9 protein-coding genes are annotated in these 12,758 nt (G+C 51.6%); 8 read left to right on the top strand and 1 reads right to left on the bottom strand.

The annotated features are described in order from the left end of the window. Positions 1-319: 319 nt before the first annotated feature. On the bottom strand, positions 320-1,183 hold the full coding sequence (locus tag ACFPOF_RS31490; protein WP_378139793.1) for a helix-turn-helix domain-containing protein: 864 nt from the start codon (positions 1,181-1,183) through the stop codon (positions 320-322). A 210-nt stretch (positions 1,184-1,393) separates the two neighbouring features. Here ACFPOF_RS31490 and ACFPOF_RS31485 point away from each other — a divergent pair, with 210 nt between their 5' ends. From ACFPOF_RS31485 to ACFPOF_RS31450, 8 genes are all read left to right on the top strand, one after another. Then, positions 1,394-2,353 (top strand): DUF1861 family protein, encoded by a 960-nt coding sequence (locus ACFPOF_RS31485; protein WP_378139791.1) that lies wholly within the window; start codon positions 1,394-1,396, stop codon positions 2,351-2,353. A gap of 271 nt (positions 2,354-2,624) precedes the next feature. Next, the gene (locus tag ACFPOF_RS31480) at positions 2,625-4,931 is read left to right on the top strand and encodes a helix-turn-helix domain-containing protein (protein WP_378139789.1); all 2,307 of its coding nucleotides are present in this window, start codon (positions 2,625-2,627) and stop codon (positions 4,929-4,931) included. 196 nt (positions 4,932-5,127) lie between these two features. Further along, entirely contained in the window at positions 5,128-6,060 is a 933-nt protein-coding gene (locus tag ACFPOF_RS31475) for an ABC transporter permease (protein WP_378139787.1), read from the top strand. A 29-nt stretch (positions 6,061-6,089) separates the two neighbouring features. Next, the gene (locus ACFPOF_RS31470; RefSeq protein WP_378139785.1) at positions 6,090-6,974 is read left to right on the top strand and encodes a carbohydrate ABC transporter permease; all 885 of its coding nucleotides are present in this window, start codon (positions 6,090-6,092) and stop codon (positions 6,972-6,974) included. A gap of 78 nt (positions 6,975-7,052) precedes the next feature. Further along, positions 7,053-8,600, top strand: a complete 1,548-nt coding sequence (locus tag ACFPOF_RS31465) for an extracellular solute-binding protein (protein ID WP_378139783.1) — start codon at positions 7,053-7,055, stop codon at positions 8,598-8,600. 101 nt (positions 8,601-8,701) lie between these two features. Beyond that, positions 8,702-11,386 (top strand): hypothetical protein, encoded by a 2,685-nt coding sequence (locus ACFPOF_RS31460; RefSeq protein WP_378139781.1) that lies wholly within the window; start codon positions 8,702-8,704, stop codon positions 11,384-11,386. A gap of 64 nt (positions 11,387-11,450) precedes the next feature. Next, positions 11,451-11,795, top strand: coding sequence for an NlpC/P60 family protein (locus tag ACFPOF_RS31455; protein WP_378139779.1), 345 nt, complete (start codon positions 11,451-11,453; stop codon positions 11,793-11,795). A gap of 145 nt (positions 11,796-11,940) precedes the next feature. Then, positions 11,941-12,708 carry a DUF1906 domain-containing protein gene (locus tag ACFPOF_RS31450; protein ID WP_378139777.1) on the top strand — a complete coding sequence of 256 codons (768 nt, stop codon included), beginning with the start codon at positions 11,941-11,943 and terminating at the stop codon, positions 12,706-12,708. The last annotated feature ends 50 nt before the right edge of the window (positions 12,709-12,758 follow it).

Here is a 12,758-nt window from a genome sequence, read left to right as displayed (position 1 = left end):
CTTCAAAGTGGGGGGCTGAGGTCCTTTCTACGACGGTATAATCGACGAACAACCGACGATTGCATCGAATGAGCTTCGAACGATTAATAATTGGATGAGTGTATGTGTATGAAAATTCGCCCCTTTTTTATGCGACGGAACGTTTGATGACGTTCGATGAATATTTGGAGCATCCGGAAGTGCAGGAGCTTCGCGCGAAGCTGATTCCGGAAGAAGACAGATAATAATGGTATAAATTGCACGAAGGAAGCTTGCCGGATAAACGGCAGGCTTCTTTTTTACGAAAAGAGTCGAATGGATCTTTTTCCCCTTCTTGGCCTTATACCAGCGGGGTAAACCTCGCGTGATACAGCTTGCGATGCTGTTGGGGCGTGTTGCCGAACATTGCTTTGAATGATTTGTAAAAATGCCCCAAGTTTCCGAAACCCGCTTCCAAGGCGATATCGAGCACGTTTCTGCTCGAACGGAGCAAAAGATTTTCGGCGTATTGCAGCTTCGCACGGTTCAAATAAGCTTGTGGGGTTTGGTTCTCCCATTGTTTGAATACACGACACAAATGGGCGTGGGATTTGCCGGATAACCGTACCATTGCCGACAATCCTTCGAGAAATCGTTCCGGTTTATTCATCTCCAAGATCAGATCCGCGAACCACATTGGTTTCGTGTCCCTCTCCAGTACGACGGAGTGTAACAGATAACGGCCGTACACTTCGGCCAGAATCGAACGAAGCTCCGTTCGGAAGCGCTGCTTCTCCTGTTGCGGAATTCGGCTCAGCTTCTCCAACCGTTCTTGTAGCAGAAGCTTTTCTTGTCTCGACAGCTGAACGGTGACAGGATCCGGCGAACTGAGGAACGACTCCTTAGGAAACCCTGTGCCGAGGTAGGCGAATAGATCCGTCAACGTATGCTCGTAAAATGACAAATTGATCAGCCGGCAATCGGTATCGGGCAGCTGTTCGTAATAATGGATATCGTGAGGACGCATGAACACGAGCGCGCCTTCCCTCGCTATTTCTTTACGACCGTTAATGCAATGATAGGTCGCACCTTCCACGATAACGAAAAATTCATAAAAGTCGTGGGTATGAATCCCCGATGTATTTTTTATGCCCGAAATATCGCGGTAGTGGCCTTCCGCTTCGGGGTCGATACCGATCTCAGCCCTGAGCACGGGGATATCCATTTCTATGGTTCGCCTCCTCATACATCAAAATAACACATTGTATCTCGTAAAGGATAGTTGAAAGAATGTCTAAATTATCATATTAAGTACTTCCTTATTATCGTGGATGCAAAAATAGCGTAGTCGTAGGCAAAAATACTGCAAGATCGCGACGATTGCCAGTGATACAATTAGCGACAGCAAACCATGTCTATCAAGGGGATGATTTCTGTGCTGCTAATCCAACAACGGGAGCAATTCGACTTAAACATGCGCGTTTACGAAAGCGCGAAGCTTTCTTTTCATGGAGTGAAGGGTTTTGACGTCTATAACGTGTCCATTCCGTTCCGCTGGCAGGGCAAGGATTATATATTCGGGCGCGTGGAACGACGCGAAGAATGGGCGCGCTCATGGGTTCGGCTATTCGAGAAGTCCGGGCAGGACGAGTGGTCGCTCGTTCCTGGTTCCATGATCTATCAACTGGAAGATCCGTATGTAAGCATAATCGGAGAGACGCTCGTCATGGGCGGCACGCATGTGAGGTACAAGCAAGGTAAAGTGGACACTTACTTCGGTTACTTCTACCGGGGGACGAACGTAGACGACTTATACTATTTCACGACAGGTCCCGAGTATATGAAGGATATCCGTCTTGTCGAGATGGAAGGCGGTCGGATCGGCGTATTCTCCAGGCCTCGGGGCGAGGACGTACGCAGTAAGCACGGGAGCGAATCGATGATCGGATTTACCATCATAGGCAGCCTCGACGAGTTAACGGCGGAGACGGTCGAGAACGCGCCCTACATACCGGAACTGTTCGGGAAGGATGAATGGGGAGGCTGCAATCAAGCTTACTATTTGGACAGCGGCAAGGTAGGCGTAATCGGTCATAAATGCTACAAAACCTACGGTGAGGCCGGTCGCTTGAAGCAGGTCTACATGAACTTTTCGTTCGTGTTGGACGTGGACAAGCATGAAGCATTGGATCAGAAAATCATCGGCACCCGCTCCTGTTACCCGGATGGTCCGGCGAAGAAGCCGGATTTGACCGATTGCGCGTTCACCTCGGGTATCGTCATGCGCGATGACGGAAAATGCGATTTGTACAGCGGTATCGGAGATACGGAAGCTGGCAGAATCGTGATCGATTATCCGTTCGAGGGACATGGACGGATCGTATCGAAGGTGTAAGCGGTATTTGACATGCAAGGAGCTGTTTCGCGTTATGCGAAACGGCTCTTGTCGTTAGGGGGGGGATTTTATGGTACCATTGATTTTCGGCTCCCGGACTAGGCTTTTATAAGGAATGATCAATAGAAAAGTTCATTTTTCAAAATGATCTTTAAGATTCGAACTTCATTTTCACGGAAAAAAGGGTAATCTGAAAAGGATTGAACCGTTTCTAAAATTCAACATTTTGATGTAAGCGCTTCAAACTTATAGTTGAGACAGGAGGGGAAATATGAAGCGTTGGAAAGATAAAATCCGGTTGAATTCTTTGTTTTCCAAGTTCTTTGTATCTTTCGTCGCACTGCTAGCCGCCGTGGCTTTAACCATCACTTTGCTGTTATCCCAGGCCTTCTCCAATGGTTCCGCGAAACAGATCAATGAGATCTCCCAGAAGAGGCTGGAACAGAGCAAAAGCACATTCGAGATTATGCTCGAGCAAGCTCGCCAACTTACCCTTCAGCTTTCGTTGGACAACGATCTGATTCAAATCATGAATAGTCAAGATGCTAAGGGGGACTATTTTCTTTATAACGCGACGCTAAGGAAATTAAACGACCTGTTGTTAACGAACAAAAATATTTTTTCCATAACAGTATACAACGGCCACAGTCGCTCCTTAATCGGAACCGACCGCGACAAGGCGAAAGCCGAAGCGGATACGATTCGGTGGTTGACGGAAACGGAAACCGTCCAAAACTTGGGTAGGGCGGTTCCCCGAACGCTCGGCGACGAAGGAGGGACGGGGGCGGGGAAGCAGGTCTATACGTTTTTTTTCTACGATCGAAATGACGAAAGCCGCGAGATCGTCAGCGCCATCATCCTGAATCTTACCCTGGATAGTATCGCCGATCGGCAGAACGAGGCGATTAACGGCGACCGTGTTCTGATTCTGGACGAGAAAGGACGCGTCGTTTTCTCCCCCGAACCTGGCGAATTTCTTAGCGATCTCTCCGAGATGCCTTACATAAAGCGAGTCTTGCATTCAGAAACGAACGGCAGCTTTACGGACTCGATTGAAGGCAGGAAAATACTCGTTTCCTATACCTATTCGAAGCAGCTCGGATTGTACTTCGTCTCCGAGATTCCGTACGATGTGGCAAATAAACAAATCTCCGACATCCGTCGTACGGCAGTGTGGACGTGCCTTATTCTGCTCGTCCTGGCGCTTGGGGTTTCCGCCGTATTAAGCGGCGTGCTCTCTTCGCCGCTGACCAAGCTGGCTCGGAAAGTGCTTGATTCCAAGATCGATACAGGATTCACGCCGGAGAAAAAACTGAGCGAAACGGAAATTTTGGCCCGCTTCTATGCCAACATTACGGATAAATACGAACGACTCGAAGCCAAGGACCGAAGCGCCCATCTATTCGTGAAGAATGAGTATCTAAAAGAACTGCTGCACGGCATCCGGGTGCCGGAGCCGGAAGACGCCAGGCAATATCGGTTAAGCGTGGATCCGGCCGGGAACGCTCCGTTGAGGGTGACGGTTTTAAAGATCGATGGCATTCACGAACTGGCGAAAAGATCGGATGAAATCGATCATACCATCCCTGCCGTTATGTCCGACTTTGCGGAGCAATATCTGCAGACCAGGATGGCTTGCGATATCGTTAAGGTCGACCAAGATATTGTTTTGTTGCTTGGAGAAGGTCAACCTTTTCCCGATTCGGCTTTAGGGGCTCTGCGCGGATTGCAACAAGAGGTGGTTCGTACTTATGGCGTCACGCTCACGATAGGTATAGGTCAATCAGCCCGAAACGGACAAGAGATCGGCGACTCTTATTTGACCGCGAAGGAGGCTGCCTTGTATCGGCTTGTTTACGGGGAAGGGCATATTCTCTTCTTTGAAGAGGTCATGTCGCGGGTTAAAGACGACTTCGATTATCCTTATGAAAAGCAGAAAACACTGCTGGATACGATCAAGTCAGGAAAAGAGGAGAAAGTTGAAGCGGCCGTTGCCGATATCTTCGGCGAGATTCGTCATGCGTCCTTACTGACGATCAGGTCCGCTATCCCGTATTTGCTTTTCTCAGTCTACTCTTCAAGCTACTCCGGATCTTCCTTGTCAACGACTTCCGCTGACTTTATCGAAACGTTAGGATCACTTGAGAGAATGGAATCCTTGCAGCGCATAGAAGAATGGTTCATAAGGCACGTGATGGAGACGATACAGAGATCGAAGGAAAACAAGAGGCATCCGAAATCCGGTTTGGCGGAAGAGATCGCCTCCTTCCTGGAAGAGCAATGCGGTAATCCCGAACTATCGATCGAATGGGTAGCGGAACGGTTTCATTATAATGGCATTTATTTCGGCAGATTGTTCAAGGAATTGTTCAACCGGTTTTTCCTGGAGTACGTAACGGAGCTTCGGATCCGAAAGGCGAATGCCTATTTGACGGATACGAAGCTTACGGTGAAGGAAATCGGGGAGAAGGTCGGCATTCTGAATGCCTCTTACTTTGTTACATGGTATAAAAAGCATACGGGCATGGCTCCGACCGAGTATCGGAAACATGCGATCACGAGCGACGGCGCCCCATGATTCGGGGGCGTCGTTCTTTTAGGGAGGGACGACGAAGGTTTGAAAAGCTGAGATTCGCTCCGCAGCAGCTTTTTCGAGGGGCTAAACCTATGCGATTAAAAGCAATGTTGAGAATTCTAACTTGTTGGTGATCCATGAAAGCGCTAAATTGGAGTCCGTGAGCCGTGAGCGGCGAAGCTGAAAGAAAGAGGTGAACATGGTGAGGAGAGCCGCGCGCTTCATATCGACCGACCTTGTCAAAAACAGATTTTTGTATTTGTTGGCTTTGCCGGGACTCGTTTATTTTCTGCTTTTCTGTTATTGGCCGATGACCGGAGTTGTCGTTGCATTCAAAGAATACCGCATGGACTTGGGGATTTTTGGCAGCCCGTTCAACGGATTGGACAATTTCAGATTTTTGACGGTCGATACGGCATCCGTCCTGAAAGCGATCTTCAACACGCTTTATTTGAATGCGTTGTTCATCGGCGTAGGCACCGTACTGGCTGTGCTCACCGCCGTGCTGGTGAACGAAATTCGGTTCGTCTTGTTCAAGAAAGTATCCCAGTCGCTCATTATTTTGCCGAATTTCATCTCTTGGATTATCGTCGCCGTGTTTGCCTATAACTTCCTGAACACGGACTTCGGCATTCTGAACGGTTGGTTGAAAAATATGGGGCTGGATCCGGTCAATTGGTACGGGCGCGCCGAATTATGGCCGGGCATTCTGGTCGTGCTGTCTTCCTGGAAGACGGTAGGGTTCAACAGTATCATCTACCTCGCGGCTATCTCCGGAATCGACCAAGAGCAATACGAATCGGCGGCGCTCGACGGCGCGAGCAAGCTCAGACAAATGTGGCACATTACCATCCCGGGCATATCCAAGACGATTATCATATTGCTGCTGCTGGCGATCGGACGGATTTTCTACGGGGATTTCGGAATGATCTACGGTCTGGTAGGCGACAACAGCCTATTATTCTCGACGACCGACGTGATCGACACCTACGTGTATCGCGCGCTTCGGACGTTAAACGACGTCGGCATGTCGTCCGCAACAGGGTTGCTGCAATCCATCGTCGGTTTCGCTCTCGTCTTTACGGTCAATGCCATCGTGCGCAGACACGACAAAGATTCAGCCCTGTTCTAGAAGATGAGTCCGGAAAGGAGTTCTACCCGATGAAGCACCATTCGCCCGGCGATAAAATCGTCGCGGGATTCGCCTACGTTTACATGATCTTGTTCGTCGTTGCCGCCATTATCCCGTTCATGACCATCATCTCCACTTCGCTGACGGACGAGCGGTATATTCGGGCAAACGGATTCGATCTCTTCCCTCACGACCTGACGTTTGCGGCTTACAAGTTCGTACTTGGGAGAGGTTCTTCCATCCTGGACGCCTACCGGGTGACTGTTATCGTTACCGTGGCAGGCACCTTGATCAGCATGCTGCTGACGACGATGATGGCGTTCGCCCTATCGAGAAAAGAATGGAAAATGTCCGGCCCGATCTCGTTCCTCGTCTACTTCACGATGCTGTTCAACGGCGGTCTCGTACCGTGGTATATCGTCACGACGAAATATTTGCACCTGTACGACCACCTTCTCGCGTTAATCGTTCCCTATGCCATTAATGCGTTTAACCTGCTCATTATGAGAAGCTTCATCTCGACCATCGACAACTCGATCTTCGAAGCCGCCAAAATCGACGGGGCCAACGACGTCCATCTGCTGTTCAGAATCGCGCTGCCTTTGGCTCTGCCCGGACTCGCGACGATCTGCCTGTTCTACGCGATCAGCTATTGGAACGATTGGTGGCTAGGCCTCATGCTCGTGAGCGACCGGGAGCTGTATCCGCTGCAATTGCTCATTCGGGCCATTACTTCCAATATTACGTACGCGGCTTCCAATTCCGCGAATTCATCCGTTGCCGCCGCCGCTATTCCCAAAGAAGGCGTGAAGATGGCGACGACGGTGCTTACGATCGGACCGATCATCTTGCTGTATCCGTTCTTGCAGCGTTACTTCGTCAAAGGGCTGACCGTCGGAAGCGTGAAAGGTTGACGGGAAGCTTCGCCATTGCGTATACAATCTGCAAAGATTTGTATAGATAAGCCTTATAAATAAAGAGGAGGAATACACATGCGCAATTCGATTAGAAAAATGTTGGGGGTCGTCTTGGCAAGCCTTCTGCTGGCGACGTTTGCGAGCGCTTGCGGCTCGAAGAACGATCAAGCGGAAGGAAAAGAGAGCAATGCCGCGCCTAGCGGAAGCAGCTCGTCATCGCCGCAAGAAAGCGCAACGAATAAAGATTCCGAGCCATTGCCGGAAGTGACGCTGAACATCGTTTACCCAGGCGACCCGCAGCCGGATCAAGCTACGGTAACGGCAGCGCTGGAGAAGAAATTGGCGGAAGACGGAATCAACGTGAAATTGAAATATCAGTACATTCCTTGGGGCGATTATTTTCAGAAGCTCCCCATCATGCTGGCGACGGGCGATCAGGTGGACATCATGTGGACGGAACCTGGCCTTCTTGGCACGTTCGTTAAATCGAACTCGATCGCCCCGCTCGACGAGGCGTTGTCCAAGCACGGGCAAGCCATCGTGGCGGCGCTCGACAAGAAATACTGGCCGCCGGTTACGGTAAACGGCAAGAAATACGGCGTACCGGCCGGCGCGCTAGGCACGACGAAAGGCTACTACACGGCCACGCTGCGCAAAGACTTGCGCGAGAAGTACGGGCTTCCGGAGGTGAAAACGATGGACGACCTTCTCGCTTACGCGGAGGCAGTCAAGAAGAACAACCCGGAAATGATCGTCTTTAACGAACCGCCCGCCGATTTCCGCCGCGGCGAAGTCGTGCAAAGCACCATATCCGACGGCATTGTTTTCAATTATGGCACGAAGAAAGCGGAAGCGAAGTATGATCGTCCGCAAACATTGGAAGATGCTCGGTTTATCCGATCACTGTACCAGAAAGGCTACATCGACAAGGATGTCATGGTCGGCCGGGACATCCGGGCAGACTTTAATTCCGGAAAAGCGGCCATTGGCGGCGGAGATGTGTACGAGTATAATAACTATTCCCGCAACATTGCCGTGGAAGGCGCGCAAGTCGAATTCGTGAAGATTCTGCTCACATCGGAACCTTACATGCCAACGACGACCTGGAACTTCCAGAGCGTCGCCGCGTCGTCGAAGAACATCGACAGGGCGGTTATGTTCCTGAACTGGATTCAGCAAAACGAAGACAACTACGATATGATGACCAATGGTATTAAGGGTACGCATTTCGACATCAAGGACGGCGCTATCGTCGCCCCGGAAGGCGTAGACGCTTCGAAGATCGGATACGCTCCGCCGGAATGGATGTGGCAAAATCCGAAGTTCTTGAAGCCGAAAGCATCCGACGCCAAGGACTTCATGCAGCAGCTTCAGGATTTCGATAAGGATACGAAGCTGTTCAGCCCGATCATGGGCTTCAACTTCGACCAAACTCCGGTCAAAACCGAATTGGCCGCAATGAGCACCATCGAGAACAAATACAAATACGGTATCGCGACGGGCGTATTGGATCCGGAAACCGCGGTTCCCCAATACAGCAAGGAACTGAAAAAAGCCGGACTCGAGAAGGTCATCGCCGAGTTTCAGAAGCAAGCGGACGCATTTCTTGCGGCCGGTAAGTAACATGTCGGGAGAAGCCCTCTTAACGGAGGGCTCTTCCCGGCACCCAAATGAAAGCGCCGTCATACTAAACGATCCATATTGAATGGGAGGTCGCACATCTTATGAATAAGAAGCGATTTGCTATTGGAACAAGCCTGCTGTCCGTCTTCTTGGCAAGCGCTCCGGTCTACGCGAATTTCAGCGCCCAATATGTGGCGGAAAGCGCCTCGTCGATTACCGTCCATCCGGGCGAGACGGGGCGATTCTGGGTCGATCTGAAAAATACGGGCAGCGATACGTGGCTGTTTGGTTGGCCGACCAACGAAGTCGTCCTGGCTCATACGGACAGCGCCTATTCGCAGGAAACGGGCTCGATCTTCACCGGTTACGACAGATGGCTCCAATTTAACCGGCCTGCCGCTCCCAACTATTCCGGAATCGCGACGGGCGGTACGGGCAGATTCGAGTTCAGCTTCACGGGTCAGGAAGAACTTGGCACGAGCAGAGTGTATTTACGCCCCGTCAAGGCGGACGGCACCTTCTTGAACAATCTGGGCTTGTGGTTCGACGTGAACGTCGTGCCCTACCCTTCATTTGCTCTATCCGCCGGCGCTCCGTCGGCCAATCGGGTCGCGTTAAACTGGGCGAAGTATACCGGCAGCAACTTCGGCTCGTACAAAATCTACAAATTCCCGAAAACTTACCCGGCCCTGAGAACCTACACAGGTGGCGATTGGAACAAAAACTTCCAGTACCTACCGCAGATGCACCCCTATTATTTGGACGCAACGATCACCAATGTGAATGCGCTTACTTATACGAGTTCTTTGGAAGCGGAGAAAACATACGTCTACATCATCGACGTCTGTGATGCGGGCGGCAACACAATCGCCAGGTCCAACCGGCTAGATGTCCGCAACGTATCGGATTACCTGGTCAAGCCTCAAGAAAGAGGTCAGAGGGTTTATTACGATCCGCAGTTGGGAGATTATCGAAATACGGAGACGAGGGGATATATCGAGAGCAGCATGAGATGGAGCACCGATTCCGCGGAGATGTTGATGGGCCTGCAGGGGCTCCCTCAGACTTATGCACTCGGATCGACGCAGAATCTGGCGAATTTCGTAAAAGAGAGCATGCCGCGGGGATTGCCGACCCATCGATGGGCGGATTTTCGATACGGACAAGGGCAAAGCGTCTTCGTAGACCCGCAATTGAAGTTCGACAACGGCATTTACCTCGTCACAGGCGATCTGTCGGTACCCAGGTTAACGTTCAAAGAGAGCACGTATGGTGCCGATCCGCTGGGCGCTCTCCGGTTCGCTTACGGTTATGACGGACTTACGCCGCTTGAAATCGCGAATCCGACGACGAGGTCCGTCACCTTCGATCCGGCGACGAACGCGATGGTCGTCGAGTTCACCAAAGACGAGAACCGGGTGCACGTCTATTTCAAAGTGACCATTCACGGAGGGGTCGCAGAGGTCGAAGGCTCGATCACGCCTACGAGCGGTTCGATCGCCAACCCGAGACTGATCGTCAAAGCTATGAATAATGACGGAATCGGTAATCCGACCTTCTTCGGATCCGTCAAGCAATGGGCAAGCCAAGCTTGGCTACTGTACGACAACGGCAAAGGCTTCGTTAGGGGAGAAGATCTCGCGAAAAACAACCCGAGCCGCTTCGAGGGTATCCTGCAATCGAACGGCAGCTCTTATTTCAAATATAACGGCACTTTAACTCAAGGTACCAAGTGGAGCGAGTATTTGGAGAAGATTCGGTTCGGCTCCCATATGCTCGGAGGTACGGCGGACAGCTACGAGCCGACGGTATACAATTCCGCGAAGTACGATAATTATTTGTTCGGCAGGCTGATGAACTACGGTTATCCGGTCATGGGTCTCGCTTCTTGGAGCGCGAACCATCCAGCCGACTCCGATGCCAAAACCGTCTTGAACGACGCGATCGCCATCCTATACCGGAACTTGAATGATTACCCGAGCTATAACTGGTCCTCGTACGCAGACGTTACGAACGGTTCCTTGTATTATGGGGAATTGGGGCCGCTGCTGCACGGGCTGTCGGTCATGGCTGACGTCGACGGCACGACAACGATCGCCGGGAAAACATATGCGCAACTAGCCCAATTCGTGTACGACAAATTCCCTACGGCGGCGACCGGACTGTTCGCGAACGATAATGACGGGCTTGGCAATGCCATATACGCCATAAGGAAGTTCAAAGGAATGAACGATCCTAAAGCCTCCGAATATGAAACGCATTTGCAGGACATCAGTGCGAACAACAACAAAGGCTACTACACGACCAAGACCTACCTGGCCTATGGCAACAAACAAAGTCCGAAAGCGCTGAAAGCGTTGAGCCATTTCTTGCAGCTTCCGCAGTGGGATACGGATGATGCGCTGGTTATTCGCAACGAGCTTGGTTATGCGGGAATGGGGGAATCCCAGGCATGGGGAGAGATTCTGTTCCGCGACCTAGAGCAAAGTTACGGCGGGGTCTACCCTCTCCTGATCGGAACGAATACGCGCCATAACTACCAGAATATCAATTTGACGAGCTTGAATTGGAACGCCGGGACGAAAACGCTAAGCATGGGCTTCGACAGCTCGTTCGAAGAGCTGGACGTGTATACGGGCTCTTCGGGATTGGCGAACGTCAAAATTAATGGGGTGACGTTGACGCCTGGTTCCGACTATACGTTCGACGCGACTACGCATATTTTGAGGATTACTAAGACAAGTACGGCCGGAAACAATTACACGGTGTCAGTAACCGTTCTATAGCCGGATACGGCTTGGACAACGAAGCTTGATAAATTCAACCTGCACTCTAGGCGCTCTTCTTCTGATGTTCTTCATGGACTGCAAAGGAACGAAAGCTTGGCTCAACGACAGCAAACGTCCATTCGCCGAGAAAATCTCGCACGTCGGCATCTACTTGGGCGACGGAAAAATGCAGCATGCGTACTTCGTCGCATCTGGCGGCGTTCGCGTAAACAGTATCGAAGGCAAGCACTGGGAGTATCGCTTCCTGTTCGGAGCAGCGCGCTTAATTCACATGCAACACCAACCCAAAAAAGTTCACTATAAGGGCGAGAACAGCCTCCGAGCACATAGCGGGATGGTATTCACGCGTTCCGCAGCGCAAGCAGCGTGTCGCGGTGCTGATCGTTGGCATAGGGTTCCTGGATAAGGCGAAGTTGACCGCAAAGTAGTCCGTCGGAGGACGCCTAAGGCGAGTCGGCAGTCACTTCACGCGCTCATGAGAACAGCTGCCGACACCGATGGCTGTCCCTGATCATTAAATAAAGAAGCACTGTACTTGATGCAGACAGGAGTTGAGTGCGACGGCAACGACAACGAAAGGAATCGATTGCGCGACGCCGCTTACTGCTTCGACGGCCGGGGCGATCGCGAAGGAAGGGTATAAGTTCGCTGCCCGGTATCTCGTGCCGGACAGCTACGGCTGGAAACGACTGACGCCAAGCGAGGCAAAGACGATTACGGATGCCGGGATGCAAATTGTATCCGTCTACGAGACGTCTGCGAATAGGCCAGCGGGAGGCGCGTCTTCGGGACAGCAGGACGGGGCAGCGGCGTTGAAGGAGGCGCAGACAGTGAAGCAGCCGACTGGCAGCGCCATTTATTTTGCGGTTGATTACGATGCACAGCCGCAAGACTACGATAAGATTGAGCAATATCTCAAGGCGGCCGCAGCGCAAATCTCAGGTTATGTCGCGGGTGTGTATGCTTCGTTCGCGGTTGTGGAGGAAATGTACAAACGCGGCGCATGCAAACGGTTCTGGCAAACGTACGCCTGGAGCGGCGGGAAGAAGAGCCAACACGCCAACTTGTATCAGTACAAAAACGGCGCCACCGTCGGAGGCGTTCAAGTCGATCTAAACGATGGTTACGGCAACGAGGGTTCGTGGAATACGAAGTCGGGAGGAGGAGGAGAAGACGTGATGAGCCAGGACGATGCGAACAAAATCATCCGGTTTCTATCCGCGGGCTGGTACGTGGCGACGACGAAGGCGGACAAAGACGAGTTCAACCGGTTGGCGAACGAAATTCGCAAAGCGGCAGGCATGCCTCCCGAGAAGTAACGGGTAGCCTCCCGACTGCTGCCTGCATATGCTGTAGGCAACCGCCTGCC

This window comes from Cohnella soli (assembly GCF_042655525.1).
Taxonomy (GTDB): domain Bacteria; phylum Bacillota; class Bacilli; order Paenibacillales; family Paenibacillaceae; genus Cohnella; species Cohnella soli.
The sequence above is the reverse complement of the archived record's forward strand: the minus strand, read 5'-3'. Positions and strand labels throughout refer to the sequence as shown.

Coding starts and splice junctions, on each gene's coding strand:
- ACFPOF_RS31490 (WP_378139793.1), bottom strand. CDS start 1,183: ATGGATATCCCCGTGCTCAGGGCTGAGATCGGTATCGACCCCGAAGCG.
- ACFPOF_RS31480 (WP_378139789.1), top strand. CDS start 2,625: ATGAAGCGTTGGAAAGATAAAATCCGGTTGAATTCTTTGTTTTCCAAG.
- ACFPOF_RS31475 (WP_378139787.1), top strand. CDS start 5,128: ATGGTGAGGAGAGCCGCGCGCTTCATATCGACCGACCTTGTCAAAAAC.
- ACFPOF_RS31470 (WP_378139785.1), top strand. CDS start 6,090: ATGAAGCACCATTCGCCCGGCGATAAAATCGTCGCGGGATTCGCCTAC.
- ACFPOF_RS31465 (WP_378139783.1), top strand. CDS start 7,053: ATGCGCAATTCGATTAGAAAAATGTTGGGGGTCGTCTTGGCAAGCCTT.
- ACFPOF_RS31460 (WP_378139781.1), top strand. CDS start 8,702: ATGAATAAGAAGCGATTTGCTATTGGAACAAGCCTGCTGTCCGTCTTC.
- ACFPOF_RS31455 (WP_378139779.1), top strand. CDS start 11,451: ATGTTCTTCATGGACTGCAAAGGAACGAAAGCTTGGCTCAACGACAGC.